Source organism: Ruegeria aquimaris (genome assembly GCF_025751555.1).
Classification (GTDB): Bacteria; Pseudomonadota; Alphaproteobacteria; order Rhodobacterales; family Rhodobacteraceae; genus Ruegeria_B; species Ruegeria_B aquimaris.
In genome coordinates this window covers 232,017-246,281 of sequence record NZ_JAOWLB010000006.1, presented here as the reverse complement: position 1 = coordinate 246,281, position 14,265 = coordinate 232,017, and the positions used below count along the sequence as shown (strand labels likewise).

General features: G+C 59.0%; 10 protein-coding genes and 2 pseudogenes. 6 read left to right on the top strand and 6 right to left on the bottom strand.

The window, feature by feature from the left end:
* On the bottom strand, nucleotides 1-2,045 hold a 2,045-nt coding region (locus OE747_RS11505; RefSeq protein ID WP_263828741.1), incomplete at its 3' end, for a tandem-95 repeat protein.
* A gap of 280 nt (nucleotides 2,046-2,325) precedes the next feature.
* Here OE747_RS11505 and OE747_RS11500 point away from each other — a divergent pair.
* Complete coding sequence (locus OE747_RS11500) at nucleotides 2,326-4,494, top strand: CHASE2 domain-containing protein (RefSeq protein WP_263828740.1); 2,169 nt, start codon at nucleotides 2,326-2,328, stop codon at nucleotides 4,492-4,494.
* Between the two features lie 2 nt (nucleotides 4,495-4,496).
* Here the strand turns inward: OE747_RS11500 and OE747_RS11495 are convergent, their stop codons facing one another.
* Genes OE747_RS11495 through OE747_RS11485 form a run of 3 tightly spaced genes read right to left on the bottom strand, consistent with a single transcriptional unit; the run spans nucleotide 4,497 to nucleotide 9,402 of the window.
* Nucleotides 4,497-5,819, bottom strand: a complete 1,323-nt coding sequence (locus tag OE747_RS11495) for an HlyD family type I secretion periplasmic adaptor subunit (protein ID WP_263828739.1) — start codon at nucleotides 5,817-5,819, stop codon at nucleotides 4,497-4,499.
* A complete protein-coding gene (locus tag OE747_RS11490) occupies nucleotides 5,819-8,023 on the bottom strand; it encodes a type I secretion system permease/ATPase (RefSeq protein ID WP_263828738.1) in 2,205 nt (734 codons plus the stop codon). Before OE747_RS11490 ends, OE747_RS11495 begins: the two co-directional genes overlap by 1 nt.
* The gene (locus OE747_RS11485; RefSeq protein ID WP_263828737.1) at nucleotides 8,020-9,402 is read right to left on the bottom strand and encodes a TolC family protein; all 1,383 of its coding nucleotides are present in this window, start codon (nucleotides 9,400-9,402) and stop codon (nucleotides 8,020-8,022) included. The genes OE747_RS11490 and OE747_RS11485 overlap by 4 nt, the downstream gene beginning before the upstream one ends.
* 381 nt (nucleotides 9,403-9,783) lie before the next feature.
* Here OE747_RS11485 and OE747_RS11480 point away from each other — a divergent pair.
* Nucleotides 9,784-10,251, top strand: a pseudogene (locus OE747_RS11480) (IS3 family transposase); the annotation flags it as partial.
* Between the two features lie 68 nt (nucleotides 10,252-10,319).
* Here OE747_RS11480 and OE747_RS11475 read toward each other — a convergent pair.
* Complete coding sequence (locus OE747_RS11475) at nucleotides 10,320-10,913, bottom strand: hypothetical protein (RefSeq protein WP_263828736.1); 594 nt, start codon at nucleotides 10,911-10,913, stop codon at nucleotides 10,320-10,322.
* Nucleotides 10,914-11,188: 275 nt separating this feature from the next.
* On the opposite strand from OE747_RS11475, the pseudogene OE747_RS11470 reads away from it, so the two are divergent.
* Nucleotides 11,189-11,407 (top strand): annotated as a pseudogene (locus tag OE747_RS11470) (IS5/IS1182 family transposase); the annotation flags it as partial.
* Nucleotides 11,408-11,430: 23 nt separating this feature from the next.
* Here OE747_RS11470 and OE747_RS11465 read toward each other — a convergent pair.
* Entirely contained in the window at nucleotides 11,431-11,733 is a 303-nt protein-coding gene (locus tag OE747_RS11465) for a hypothetical protein (protein ID WP_263828735.1), read from the bottom strand.
* 112 nt (nucleotides 11,734-11,845) lie between these two features.
* Here OE747_RS11465 and OE747_RS11460 point away from each other — a divergent pair, with 112 nt between their 5' ends.
* From OE747_RS11460 to OE747_RS11450, 3 genes are read left to right on the top strand one after another with little or no spacing between them, the layout of a single operon-like run.
* Nucleotides 11,846-12,256 carry a DEAD/DEAH box helicase family protein gene (locus OE747_RS11460; RefSeq protein WP_263828734.1) on the top strand — a complete coding sequence of 137 codons (411 nt, stop codon included), beginning with the start codon at nucleotides 11,846-11,848 and terminating at the stop codon, nucleotides 12,254-12,256.
* A 24-nt stretch (nucleotides 12,257-12,280) separates the two neighbouring features.
* On the top strand, nucleotides 12,281-13,057 hold the full coding sequence (locus OE747_RS11455) for a DEAD/DEAH box helicase (RefSeq protein WP_263828733.1): 777 nt from the start codon (nucleotides 12,281-12,283) through the stop codon (nucleotides 13,055-13,057).
* A complete protein-coding gene (locus OE747_RS11450; protein ID WP_263828732.1) occupies nucleotides 13,054-14,265 on the top strand; it encodes a sacsin N-terminal ATP-binding-like domain-containing protein in 1,212 nt (403 codons plus the stop codon). Before OE747_RS11455 ends, OE747_RS11450 begins: the two co-directional genes overlap by 4 nt.

Below are 14,265 nucleotides of genomic sequence, written 5' to 3'. Positions count from 1 at the left end.
AAGGTGAGCGGGGTGTCCTCGGCGGTGGTGACGCTGTCGTCGCCCGCGACGGGGGCGTCGTTGACCGGGGTGACGGTGACGGTGACGGTGGCGGTATCGCTGCCGCCCTGGCCGTCGGAGAGGGTGTAGGTGAAGCTGTCGGAGCCGTGGAAATCGGCGGCGGGGCTATAGGTGAGGGTGCCGTCTGGGTTGATCGCGACGCTGCCATGGCCGGGCTGGGTGACCGCGGCGAGGCTGAGCGTGTCGCCGTCGGGATCGCCGTCATTGCCGCGCGGATCGAAGGTGAGCGGGGTGTCCTCGGCGGTGGTGACGCTGTCGTCGCCCGCGACGGGGGCGTCGTTGACCGGGGTGACGGTCAGTGTAACAACTCCGGACGCAAATCCGCCCTGGCCGTCGGAGACCGTATAGACAAATGTATCCGTGCCGGAAAAATTCGGGTGCGGCGAATACACGAAGGATCCATCCGGAGAGATATCCAGCGACCCGTTAGCGGGCGTGGTCGCGATGGTGACAAAGAGCTCATCGCCGTCGATGTCATTGTCGTTGTTCAGAACAGAGCCTGAGACGGTACCGTCTTCGTTCATCGTGAACCGGTCTGGCCTGACTTGAGGTACGTCATTCACCGCCAGTACATTGATCGTGACGACGCCGGACAGGACTGTTCCGTCACTGGAAAGGACCTCGTAAGTAAAACCGTCTATGCCGAAAAAATTCGGGTCGGGGATATAGGTGAATGACCCGTCTCCGGAAAGCAGGACCGCACCATGTTCCGGCGAAACCTGCACCGAAAACGACCCCGAGACGACGGATCCTTCGTCAAAGAGAATTTGCCCTTCTATAGGCGAGTCGCCGCCAGCATCCTCGTTTCCGGTGACAACCAGATCTTGCGGATCCGCCGGATCGAACGGGTCACGAACATTGTCGATATCGGGGTTGAGCCGGCCCTCATTGAACGGGGCGTTTCCATTTGAGTTACCGTCGGAATTGAAATTGAAGTCTTCATTCTCGGGAAATTGGTCCGGTCCAAACGGCAGGTTCAAATCATCGATTTGAGGACCGGCCGGAGCGCCATTGAAATTGTGCGAGCCGATCTCGACATAGTTCTCGCCATTGAGAAGGCGCTGCTGGGCCGCAGCGAAGGCCGCCAGCGCATCGGCTATAAGCTCTGCATCCTCGGCTTCGTCGCCTACATTGCGTGGAAGTTCCATGGCAATGCCTTCGACCGACGAGATGAGCCAGGCGGTGTCCGTGGCCGTGATGGTGGTGATCAGGTTGTTATCGAGATCGAAGACGTCGATAATCCCGAGATGTCCGTCCGGATCGTAGTTCAGCGCAACGGTCAGCCGCGTGACTTGCTCGACCTTCGAAAGCAGGGCGGAGACATTCGTGCCGCGTATGCCCATTGTCGCCGCTGGCGTGGTGACATCCATGTCACCCGTCTTTGCCACTTGCCCGGCGATGAAGACAAAGCCTCCGTTAATGAGGTTGAACTTTCCGCTGTTGCCGGTTCCCTCGGGCGCGTAGACAAGTTCGTCGATCACCATCCGCGACGACTCGGATAACGAAAAGATCGTGCCGTCGGCGAACGTGACCGAGAGACGCCCGTCGTTGTCGGTCAGCAAGACATCGTTGGCATAGATCTTGGTGCCGATGCTCAGATCGTCAATCGACCCGTCTAGCCGTTGCACCCTAGCGCCACCTGAAACCAGTTCGACCTGACCGATCGGAATGGAACCCTGTGCGGAGCCGACTTGAGCCACGAGGGCGTCGAGACCCGCTCCGGCCAACAGGCGAACTGTGCCACCGTGCAGAACCCCGCCATCAAAAGAGATCAGGTCGGGTGGCTCAACTTCGGAAAAATAGTTGATTATTCTGAGGGATTGCCCATCCGTATCGACGATGTGCAGATCCGCGCCGGCCTTTGCAAAGTCGGCGGTGAAAAGTCTCAGATCAGCAGGCAAGACGATCGGGCCATCTTCTGCATGAAAGATTTGCCCGAAGGAATGTTGTGGACTTATGTCAAATTCGGCGGTCGCTCGAACCATGCTCAAGCTCCGTTGCAAAGAAAATATGTCTTAAAAGGTTAACATAATCGGTCGATTCGACCCACGAAAATTAAAAATCTCGCGAAAACAAGGTGTTTTGTCAGTGGGTGATGTTCAATTTTTTGTTAAATTTGGGAAAATGTGCATAAGATAAACAATATGCCTTCCCTGACTGGATGCAGCGGGGAATGGCTGTATGAGTGGCGGGAACGGGGGGAAGATCAAGGTCGTGACACTGTGGCGAGCAAGGAAATTCAGTTGGAGCCGCCTCTCGGGGTTCTTGCTGGTATTTTCTCTATTGACGCTGCGGATCGTCGATCCGATTTTCGTCGAGCGGTTGCGCCTGCAGGCCTTTGATCAGTTCCAACGTCTGAACCCCCGCGAGATTGCGCCGTTTCCGGTTGCCATTTTGGATATAGACGACCGGAGCCTTAATGAAGTCGGCCAGTGGCCATGGCCAAGAACGGTGATCGCAGACCTGACGGATCGGGTTTTTCAAGCGGGCGCTGCCGCAATGGCGTTCGATATTGTGTTCTCGGAGCCCGACCGGTTGTCGCCGGGATCGATCGCGGCGGACAACCCTGGTATTTCAAACGAACTCCGGTCGCAGTTGATGCAACTTCCGAGCAACGACGCGGTTCTTGCACAATCGTTTTCCCGCAATCGCGTGGTGCTGGGCGAAACGAGTGTACGCAGCGGCTTGCAGGCCTCCGGGATCGAACGGCAGATCAAACAGGTGCCGCATGCGGTCATCGGTTCGGACCCAAGACCCTATCTTCTGAAATTTCCGGAGTTGATTCAGAACTTGCCCATCCTGAACGAGGCCGCGCCGGGGCGGGGGGTCTTTACCGTTCTGCCGGACGCGGACGGCGTCTATCGGCGGGTTCCGGTTGTGATGATGGTCGAGGGTGCAATGCGGCTCAGTCTTTCCTTGGAGCTATTGCGTATTGCCACCGGTGGCGACGCATTTGCCGTCCGGTCCAACGATGCCGGCATCGATGGTGTGGTGGTTGCCGGGCAGGTGATCAGAACCCAAGGGGACGGCACGGTCTGGACGAGATTTTCGGCCTCTGATCCGAACCGCTTCGTGTCCGCCGCTGACCTGCTGCAAGGACGGGTGCCGCAAAATCGTCTAGCGGGGCGTCTGGTGCTGGTCGGAACCTCTGCCATTGGTCTGGAGGATTTTCGCGCCACACCTCTGGGCGTGCCGATGGCAGGGGTTGAAATACATGCGCAACTGCTGGAGAATGTTCTGTCTGGTACCTTGTTGCGGCGTGACAACATCGCCGATGGCAAGGAGCTGCTAATTACGGCGGCGATGACAATTCTAGTCATCGCGCTTGCGCCTATGCTGCATGCCGGAGTGTTGATCGCAAGCACACTGCTGCTGGTGTCGGCCTATGGCATTTACTCTTACGTGATGTTCTTGTGGCAGGGGCAGCTCGTCGACCCGACTTTCCCGATCGCCGCCACCATGTTGATCGTCATGTTCATGTCGAGCACCAACTATTTGCGCGAGGAACGCCGCAGGAACCGAATCCGGAACGCCTTTGGTCAGTATGTGACGCCTGCTCTGGTGGCGCAACTCGCTGAAAGCAGGGAGGCCCTCCAGCTGGGAGGAGAACGCCGTGATTTGTCTGTTCTGTTCAGCGATGTGCGCGGCTTCACAACGATATCAGAGGAGTTCAGTGACGATCCTCAGGGACTTACCAAGCTAATGAACGAGATGCTTACGGTGATGTCCGAACCCATCCTGAATTCGGGTGGCACGATTGACAAGTTCATGGGCGACGCGGTTATGGCATTCTGGAACGCGCCGTTGGAGACCAAGGATCATCCACAAGCCGGTTGTCGTGCCGCTCTGGAAATGGTCCGTGCGGTTGAAGAGTTCAACCGCAACAGGATGGCGAACCAAACCGGAAACGAACCAGTCCACCCAATCCATATGGGGGTGGCGGTAAATTCCGGCCCCTGTTTCGTCGGCAACATGGGCAGCAAGAGCCGTTTTGATTATACGGTTCTGGGCGATACGGTGAACGTTGCGTCTCGTCTGGAAGGGCAAACAAAGCACTACGGAATGTCGATTATCATCGGCGAGAAAACAGCCCGGATCGTCGAAGGTGAGTTCGCATTGCTGGAACTCGACCTTATCCGGGTCAAGGGCAAGCATGAGCCGGAACGGATTTTCGGTTTGATGGGCGGTGAGCGGCTTGCCGCCACCGAAGAGTTCAAGACGTTGTCCGTCGTCGGAGCCGAGATGCTGATCGCCTATCGCGCGGGGCAGTGGCAGAAAGCTCTGGAACACATCGCGGAGATGGAGCGCCAAGCTTCCAGTCTGGGCCTCGACTTGCACGGCTACTGCGCCCTGTTCCAAAAACGCATCGCACGGCTAGCCGAATTGCCGGAAGATCCCGAATGGGAAGGGATCTACGATGCATCGGAAAAGTAGCATCAGCGCTCTCGCATGGCCTCATACTGGGCTCGCCTTATCGGTTTGAGCAGATAGTCCATCACGGTTCTCTTGCCTGTCAGGATGTCCACTTTTGCCACCATTCCCGGCGAAATCGGCAGCGGGTCGCTCTCGGAACCCAGGAAATTCCGGTCTGTTTCCACGACAACCTTGAAAAATTCCGTGCCGTCTTCAGAAGTAATGGTGTCCGCTCCAATCCGTTGTACGCGGCCGTTCAAGGCGCCATAGATCAAATAGTCATATGCCGTGATCTTGATCGAGACCTCGGCGTCGGGTTTGACAAATGCGACATCTGTCGGGCGCAGGTAGGCTTCGATGATCAGGCCATCGTCGGTCGGCACAATTTCCGCAAGTGGCTGGCCGGGACCTACCACAGCTCCCGGCGTATTTACTGCAAGTGCGTTTACAGTGCCGCGCAACGGTGCACGGATCAACGTTCGGGCGACCCTGTCACTGGCGGCACGCATGGTTTCCTCGACGACAGCAAGCTCTACCTGCAACTGGGCAAGACGCTGATGGGCGGTCAGCAGATATCCTGAACGCGCCACCTCGATTTCGGATCTGGCCTGGGTGATCGCTGACTGGAGACGGACTTTTGTTGCCTCGCCAACGGCCAGGTCGCCTTCCAATGCCGCCAATTGCGAATTCAGACGCAGAAGCTCGATTTTCGGGAAAACCCCGGACTGAGTCATGTTCGTGGCCAATTTCACCTCCTCACGCAGAGGTTCGACCATCTTTCTCCGCTTGAGTTGCTGGGCCTCCAACTCGGCAAGTTCGCTCTGTCGCTGCACCAAGCGGTCATTCAGAACATCCAGTTCGCGCGCCAACTGCTGGCGTCGGGTATAGAACAGTTCCTGTTCCGCAGCGGTGGCGCGGGGATTCGCGGCAACCAGATCCTCGGGATATACGAGTTCATCGACCATGTTCGATTCGGCACCGAGGCGCAGCCGTTCCGCCATCAGGGCGCTGTGGCGCTGTTTCAGTTCGCCCATTTCCGAAGAAAAACGGGTGTCATCGATCTGCATCAGCACGTCGCCCTGTTGGACCAGATCTCCCTCGGAGACATCAATGCTTTGCACGATGCCGCCTTCGAGGCTCTGAACGATCTGGACTTTGCTGGATGGGATGACCTGGCCATCGCTCCGGGTGTATTCCTCGATCTCGCTTGAACCGGCCCAGTACAGGAATATTCCGACCGCTGCGGCAATCAGAAGCAACAGCCGGCGCGACAGCGCACTACCGGCCCTTCGCCCCATCGAAGTGGGCCTGTTGGAATAAGTCGCTTCAATGCGCTGGCCGAACATCACGCACCTGCCCGCTGTTCGGGTGTCGTGCTGCCGCGAAGGGAAGACATGACCTGTTCTCGAGGGCCGTCGAGTACAATCCTGCCGCTGTCCAGAACGATAAATCGGTTTGCAACAGCCGCAAGCGGCTGGCGGTGCGTGCACAGGATCAAGCCGGTGTCCCGATCCAGCTTTTCGCTGAGCCGGCGGCAAACCCGCAATTCCATCTCCTGGTCCATGGCGTTTGTCGGCTCATCGAGGAACAGAAGCTTTGGCCGACGTAGCAACAGGCGAGCAAGGGAAAGGGCCTGCATCTGACCGCCCGAAAGCCGCATGCCCCGATCGCCTATGAACAGTTCCAGCCCCTCTGGTGTGGCCGCAACAAACTCGTCGAGCCCTGAAAGGTAGAGCGCCCGTTCGATTTCGGACTGGCTGCTGTTGGGGCGCCCGGTCAGCAGGTTGTCTCGGAGAGTTCCGGTAAAGAATTCACAGGTCTGGGGGAGATACCCGATTCCTTCACGCAGTTCCGCCGGGTCGAACTGGCTCAGATTGTGCTTGTCGATCAGCAAAGTCCCGCTTTCGGGGGTAATCAGACCGGCCAGCATCATGCCCAGAGTCGATTTGCCCGAGCCAACCCGCCCCAAAACCGCGATCCGCTCGCCGGGAGAAATGACGAGATTGATCTTGTCCAGCGCGGTTACGCTGCTGCCCGGATAGCTGAAGGAAACGTCCCTGAGGGCAATCGCTCCTTTGCGAACCCGCAAGTTTGATCGCACCACCGCGGTCCGCTCAACCGGCGAGGCCATGAGATTGTTCAAGGCGTGCAGCGATTTGCGGGCGTATTGCACCCTGAAAATGGTCTGGGAAATAGTCGCTAGAGGCGCCAAAGCTCGCGAGGACAGAATGTTGGCGGCAATCAGCCCGCCGATGGTTACTTCACCTTCGACAACCAGATAGACGCCCCACAGGATGATCCCGACGCTCGTCAGTTGCTGTGTCGCGATCGTCGTGCTTTGCGTGAAGTTGGCCCAGATGCGAGAGTAGCTTCTCAAACGGGTGGAGGCGGCAACCGCTTCCTCCCAATACCGCTGCATGATGTGTTCGGCGTTCAGTGTCTTGATCGTCGTCACGCCGGACAACGCTTCGGACAGCAGTCCCATGCGGCGGGATTCGACCTCGATCGATGATTTTGCGGCGCGCGCTAACGGGATTTGCGCCAGAATGGCCGCCGTCAGAGTGACGATTATCGCCAAAAGCGGTACATAGGCCAGTGGTCCCACGATCAGAAAAAGCGCCCCGATAAAGACACCGACGAACAAGAAATCGACTGCGGCGATGAACGACGCGGATGCAAACAACTCCCTGATGGACTCATATTCCCGAACCAGGGAGGCAAGTCCGGCGGCTCCAATTTCTCGTGCTGTTAGTCGGATATTCATCACCTGGCGGAACAGGTCCGAGGCGATTTGCAGATCGACGCGCCGACTGATCTGCTCCAGCAGGCTGGTTCTGATCTGGCGCAGCAACAAATCGAGTCCGATCGCGATGCAGACACCCGTTGCCAGTGTCCAGAGGGTGATGGTCGAGAATGTCGGGATCACCCGATCGTAGACATTCATGACAAACAGCGGCAGCGCCAGCCCCATCAGGTTTATCAGCAGAGTCGCTACCATGACATGGAGCCAGCCTCTCCAGTTCCGGCGAACCGGTCTCCAGAACCAGGATGCACCGGACCCATCCCCATCGTCGGCATATGTCATAAGGGTTTTGGTGTTTTCGTCTTCTATTGGGGTTATCAACAGAAGGTCTGGCTTTATTCGTCCTTCAATTATTCTAAGCGCTTGGATCTCGCTGGTTTCGGAGCCCGGTTCCTGAGTGGCAACTGTACGGTTCTTTACGTCTATTGTATTGATTATCAGAGGCTTGTCGCGTTCGTCGAAGGCTATGCACGGTAAAACGACCGGGTCTAGATGGCGCAGTTTTGCGCGATGCATACGCGTCCGGAACCCAAGGGTCGCCAAAGCCAGTTCCAGATCTTCGGTGTTGTCGAGATCCGCTCCGGCCGGAAGTCTCGACAAGACAGCCGTGGGAGTGAAAGGGCGCATGTAATACTCAGCGAACCATTCCAGTAAACGCAAGCCCGACCGTTCGGCGATGCGACCGACGGATGCGCTTCTTGCGTCTTCGACGTCAGGGACTTCGGTGTTCCTCGCTTTGTCCTTCATCTTTTCACGATGGGTATCGCCCGATCAACGACGTCAAGAGGTCTTTGCGTCTCGTTCGCCTGAACAGCCAGCAGCAGTGCCTCCCCGGTGCTGTCGATGCCGAAATACTGGGCCAGCTTGCTTTGCGCAGCAAGCATCCGATAGGCGTTGAAGGTCGCTCCGGCTTGTGCGTCAATCATCTCGATGCGCGACCGGAACAACTCGGTCTCGCCGATAAGAAGGTCAAGCAGGCTGCGAGTGTCCAACTGGAACTCTAGCGTGTATTGGTCGACCAGGTCGTTGTTCAGTTCAACCTGCTTGGTTGCAATGGTTGCTATTCGCTGGCTTGACCGATAGCTCGACCAAGCGTTTTCAGCAATTTGCTGCACTTCTCGCAGGGTGGCCATCCGCAAATACAACGCCTCGTTCTGCCGTTCGAGCAAAGCAGCCCGGCGCTCACGACGCCCGCCGTTGAACAGTTTCCAGTTGAGATCGACACTGACAAAGGAACGGTTTTCGCTGCCGCTCGCGCCGTCGAGATCGGCTCCGACAGAGGCGCCGGCGCTCAATCCCACTTGTGGCAAGTATTCCGCTTCGTTGGTTAGTTTTTCAAACCGCCTGACATCTACATTGGCTTGAGCCTGCTTGACCCGAAAGTTGTTCTGAATACTTGAGTCAACCAAAGCGTTAAGACTTGGCGGCAGGGTTGGGAGGCCCGGGGCATTCAAGCTGGGTACATCAGGCGTGCCGACCAGCTCTCTGTAGCGGGAACGGGATATTTCCAGTTCGTTCGAAATCTGACTGATGGTGATACGTACAGTTTCGACCCTGCTCTCCACCTGCAATTGGTCGCTAAGCGGTAGCTTTCCTCCGGCGACCTGTTCGCCGACGCGCCGGGCGATATCGAGGTGGCGCGCCAGATGATCATTGGCGGTGGCCAAGATATTCTGGTTGCGTACGACGTCCATGTGGGCCTGTACGACCAAGAGCGCCATCGTTTCCGAGGCGTCGAGATATTCGAACATGGTCCGATCCAACTGGGCGGCACGGGTAAATATGGTGTTCGCCCTTTTGTAACCGTCAAAAAGGGGAAGGTTTGCTACAACGCCGAATTCTCTTGAGGTTTTCGTTCGGGCATTGTCGAGAACTGAAAGCCCATTTGGGTCATCCACATATTCGGGCCCCAAACTGCCGAAAAGCGAAACCGTCGGAAGATATGTCCCGCGCATCTCAAGTAACTCATACGCGGCGGTCCGGACCGCGGCATCATGCGCCTTGATCGTGGGGTTTGACGACAGTGCGATTTGTACTGATGTCCTTAATTCGTGCGCCGTTGCAGTGGAAACGCTTTCTACAAGCGCGGAAGAGAGGATCAATGCGGTAACAAAAGCACGTTTCATCAAAGTCGTTCCTGTTCGCTTTCTCCTTAAGATACATGCAAATTTCAAAATTCGCTGAGTTTTTTTGCTCTTGAAAGAAGGGCGGCGCCGTTACTGTCAGGTCGATGGTCTTTTCGGGTGGTGTTAGGGGAACTTGGCTTGCGGCGAAATAGGGGGCTGGGTAGCTTTCTGGCATGACAAAGCGCGATCCGTTCAAGTATTTCAAAATCAGCCGCCAGATCGTCCGCCGGCAGCTTCAGAAGGATTTGCTGTCCACTTGACCTTCTTTCCGAGCTATTTTCGGGAAGGAGGAACACCCCATGGGACGATCATCGACAGCGAATAGGGCTGCGCCGCTGCTGTCGCCGAGCGGCGCCAACTCGGCGCGGAATAAGGGACAGGTTCGCCTATGTCGCTTTTGTCATCGACGCCTATGCCCGCAAGATTGTCGGCTGGCGCGTCAGCACCTCCCCTCATGCTGGCTTCGTCCTTGATGCCCTCGAACAGGCGGTCCATGAACGCCGCCCGGTCAAGGGCATGGGGCTGGTTCACCACAGCGACCGCGGAAGCCAATATCTGTCGATCAAATACACCGAGCGGCTGGCCGAAGCGGGTATCGAACCTTCGGTCGGCAGCGTCGGCGACAGCTATGACAATGCGCTGGCCGAGACGATCAACGGGCTTTTCAAAGCAGAAGTCATCCATCGTCGCGGTCCATGGCGCAGCTTCGAGGCGGTGGAATACGCTACCCTCGAATGGGTCGACTGGTTCAACAACCGTCGCCTGCTCGAGCCAATCGGGAACATCCCACCCGCAGAAGCCGAGGCAAAATTCTATGCAGCTCTGGAAACCGAAGCCATGGCCGCGTAACTAACCGAAATCAGCCTCCGGAAAACCCGGCGCGGTTCACCCGGCACGTAGGATGACTTGGGGGAAGATCAGCGCTTGACCAAGGCGATTGGAGAACGTGCGCGGACGTGACCTCGGGCTGCCTGAAGCCAGAGGGCGTCAAGCTCGTCTACTCGTTCTGTAGAGAACTCTTCTGCAATCTCCCAATAGCGTCCTGACTCACGCCGATAGCCCAGCCGATCTTCCTTGTCCTTGGCCATCTCGAACAAAGGTCCGAGTGTCGACGGTTCTATTGGTGGCACCAATCGACCGAGATCGTCCACAGCCACGCTTGGAAACAACAGTCGGCTCTCTTGGGTTGAAAGGCGCACGCAGACACACCCGGCTTCTGCGGCATGCAACATCAGTCGCGCCGACTTTGCCTCAAGGCTTCTGCGGCTGAGATCGTCGCGCAGGGGGTCGGGTTCACCGGATCCGTAGAAATGCGTCTTGCCCGACATAGGGTAGACCATATCGCAGCCAACGAAAACAAGGACCGTAGGCTGTAACGCATCAAGAGCCCAATAGCCCGCTGTGAAAGCCATCGTACCGCCAGCATAGAAAACGCCACCAAAACGATTGTTCGCAGGCACATAGTCCAGTGATCCCACTAGACGCTGGTCGGAACGAAGGGCTGGTGGCATCCTGTCGCGAGGAAAATCGTCAGGTGTGATTAGGTAGTCCCAATCATCGCGAATGCGCCACGCATTATTGATTGCAACGATCTCCGAGAATGCCGAGCGTGGCCAGCTGACGCATCGTATGGCATCCGGGGCGCTTCCAACAACAAGCACAATACGGGGTTTCGAATTTGGCCTCATAGTCCGTTCTAGAATGCGTCAGGATCGCTTCACCATAGCGGCTGACCGGCTCCCCTGAAAAGCCCTCGAATTGAGGCTGGCCTGGTTTCAAAACGGAACGGGGGGTGCTACCGGTGGTGCCGAAGCGGAAATGCCGCATGATGCACGTTGGTCTCGACCGTTCCCTGTATCGTCCGAGGAACCCGGTCGAGCGGTGCTTGAACAGGCTCAAGAATGCCCGCCCCGTCGCCACACGCTGCGGCAAGACCGCCGAGAGCTTGCCGGGCTTCATCTACATCGCGCAGATCCGTCTCCGGCTGCGCCATTTGTCAACATGACCTGGAACAGACTGAAAGCGGTCTCAATTGCTCACCAGCACCTCGGCCTTGAAGCCGCCATTGCGCCAGCGAGTCAGCGCGGCGGCGAAGCCTGGACCAGGCAATCCGTCAAGGGAGCCCCCGTAATAGCCGGCCATTTGCAAACGCGACTGAATGGCCTTGATCGTTTCAGGCGACCAATCGCCGCTTGCCTTTGTTAGTTGCTGCAAAAGAGTGCCCCGGTCTTCGGCCACACCGCGCAACAGAAGATTGGCGGCTTGTCCCGCGTTCGGTGCAACCCCCCGCACCTCGTCAAGCAGGATCGCCGCGGCACTGCGTGATGTCATCGCGGATCAATGCGGGCCACGTCGGTTCACCGCCATCGACGACCTCCTGTCCCGTGCAGCCCCGCGCCTAACAACTGGCCCGAAACCGGACCTGCTGGATGGCGCTGATCCTGTGGCCGGGACGATCGCGGCCGTGGGCGCGATGGGCGGAAGCGTGCTGCCGATCCAGGGGCCGCCGTGCACGGGAAAGACGTTTGTCACAGTGCGCGCGATCCTGTCTCTCGTACGGAAAGGGCACCGCGTCGGCGTGGCCTCGAACAGCCACGAGGCCATTCGCAATGTGCTGATGGGGTGTCTTCTTGCGCTGGAGGACGACGATCCGGACATCACGCTGGAGAACGCCGAGCTCGCTCACAAGGTGAGCGGTGAAGACGACGGCTATCCCGAGGGACTCACCGGCATCACCCGTGCCACGTCCAACGACGATCCCGCGCTGACAGAGGCCCATGTCGTCGGCGGCACAGCCTTCTTCTTCTCACGTCAGGAGTTCGAGCAGACGCTGGACTGGCTGTTCGTGGACTAGGCGGGACAGGTTGGACTCGCCAACATGGTCGCCATGGGGCGTGCCGCGCGCAACATCGTGCTCGTCGGCGACCCGCGTCAGCTACCGCAAGTGATCCAGGGCGCGCATCCCGAACCCGCCAGCCTTTCCTGCCTCGACTGGGTGCTGGGCGATCGCGCGACGATCCCACCGGACCGAGGCATCTTCCTCCCCGTTTCGCGGCGGATGCACCCCGAGGTCTGCCGCTTCATCTCGGAGCAGGTCTACGAGGGGCGGCTGACCAGCCACGCGGACACCGCACGACAGGGGGTTAGCGGCACCCGGTTTCCCGAGGCGGGTGCTTTCTGGGTCCCGGTCGCGCATGAGGGCAATGCTCAGATCTCGACCGAGGAGGTCGCCGCGATCCAGACCGCGGTCGCCGAACTTCTGCAGGGCGAGTGGACGGAAAAGGACGGCACGGACCGCCCCATGCGCGAGAACGACATCATTGTCGTCGCGCCCTACAACGGGCAGGTGAACGCCCTTCGCGACGCGCTATCGCCCGGCATCCGCGTGGGCACGGTCGACAAGTTCCAGGGACAGGAGGCGCCGGTCTGCCTAGTCTCCATGACGGCCTCATCGGCCGAGGAAACCTCGCGCGGGATGGAGTTCCTGTTTTCGCTCAACCGGATCAATGTGGCGGTGTCCCGCGCCAAAGGCCTAGCGCTGGTCTTTGGCGCGACGCGTCTTCGCGAGGCAAAATGCGAGACGGTCGAACAGATGCGGCTGATTAACACGCTCTGTGCTGTAACGGCACTCGCTGAAATCAAAGGGGCGCCATGAAATTCGACCCAAAGGACATCGTCGAGCATCTGCGCCACAACCTCGAGCGCTATCCCTATGCAGACGGGTTTCCTGTTCTTCGCGAGCTTCTGCAGAATGCCGATGACGCGCGCGCCGGGGTTGTGGCGGTGCATCTGCTCGAGGGGTGGCCCGAGGCGGAGAACCCGCTCCTTCAGGGGCCGGGCCTGCTCATCGTCAACGATGGCGAGTTCGATGCACGCTCGGCGCAAGGCATGCAGACCTTCGGCGGCAGCGTCAAGGCGCTGGATGAGGCCGCCGTTGGGCGCTTCGGTCTGGGGCAGAAGTCGGTCTTTCACCTCTGCGATGCCTTCGTCGTGGTGCCCGAGGGCTACGGCGAGCACGCGCCCTTCGTCGTCAACCCGTTCGAGACGCTCGGGCGGCCGGGCGATCCCTGCCTGCTCTGGACCTCCGTGGCGGATGCCGATGCCGCACGCCTCAGGGCGGCGGGTGCGACCAGCCTGCCCGCAAAGCGGCGCCTGAACCTGTGGTTCCCGCTGCGCCGTCCGCACATTCGCCCGAAGCCGAAGAGCAACGGCGTCGTCGCCAACGACATCGCGCCGGCAAGCCTCTCTCCGCTTGCCGACTGGCAAAAGCTGGCCGAACTCTTGGCCGCCTTGCGCCATGTTAAGCGCGTTTCCGTTGTCATCGGCGCGGCGAAGGTCGACCTAGACCGTCGAGACGCCCCGGGTATGGTCGGCTACACCCTGGAACCGGGCGATCGCTGCTTCGGCGGGCCTCTGGGTGTAGGCCTTGCCAGCCTCGGGCGCGAGCGGCGTGCGGCCGACGACTTTTTCCGCGATCTGAGGCAATCAGCCTCTTGGCTGCGGACACGCAACCGCGACACCGACGAGGAGGAGCCTCAGAAGGCCACCCCTCATGGCGCTGTGATTCTTGTAAACGACGCCGATGCCAAGGCCGAACTTGCTGGGGACTGGGCCGTGCTTCTGCCAGTCGCAGCAGCCTTTCCCCGCATCCCGAAAGAGGGCAAGGGGCGCCTCCGGTTGATCCTGCACGGCTGCTTCTTCGTGGACAGCGGACGCAAGGCCGTGATCGGGCTCGATGAGACCAGCGTGCGCCTCGGGGATGCGCACCCAAGCGACGAGGCGGGCATCCGCGCCGCCTGGAACCGAAGCCTGCGCGACGGGTTGGTACTGCCGCTGATCCCCCCGTACTGCACGACACCCTGA

Bases quoted from the DNA above. Each gene is read 5' to 3' on its own strand.
- OE747_RS11495 (WP_263828739.1), bottom strand. From the start codon at position 5,819: ATGTTCGGCCAGCGCATTGAAGCGACTTATTCCAACAGGCCCACTTCG.
- OE747_RS11450 (WP_263828732.1), top strand. From the start codon at position 13,054: ATGAAATTCGACCCAAAGGACATCGTCGAGCATCTGCGCCACAACCTC.
- OE747_RS11455 (WP_263828733.1), top strand. From the start codon at position 12,281: ATGGTCGCCATGGGGCGTGCCGCGCGCAACATCGTGCTCGTCGGCGAC.
- OE747_RS11465 (WP_263828735.1), bottom strand. From the start codon at position 11,733: ATGACATCACGCAGTGCCGCGGCGATCCTGCTTGACGAGGTGCGGGGG.
- OE747_RS11475 (WP_263828736.1), bottom strand. From the start codon at position 10,913: ATGCCACCAGCCCTTCGTTCCGACCAGCGTCTAGTGGGATCACTGGAC.
- OE747_RS11485 (WP_263828737.1), bottom strand. From the start codon at position 9,402: ATGAAACGTGCTTTTGTTACCGCATTGATCCTCTCTTCCGCGCTTGTA.
- OE747_RS11490 (WP_263828738.1), bottom strand. From the start codon at position 8,023: ATGAAGGACAAAGCGAGGAACACCGAAGTCCCTGACGTCGAAGACGCA.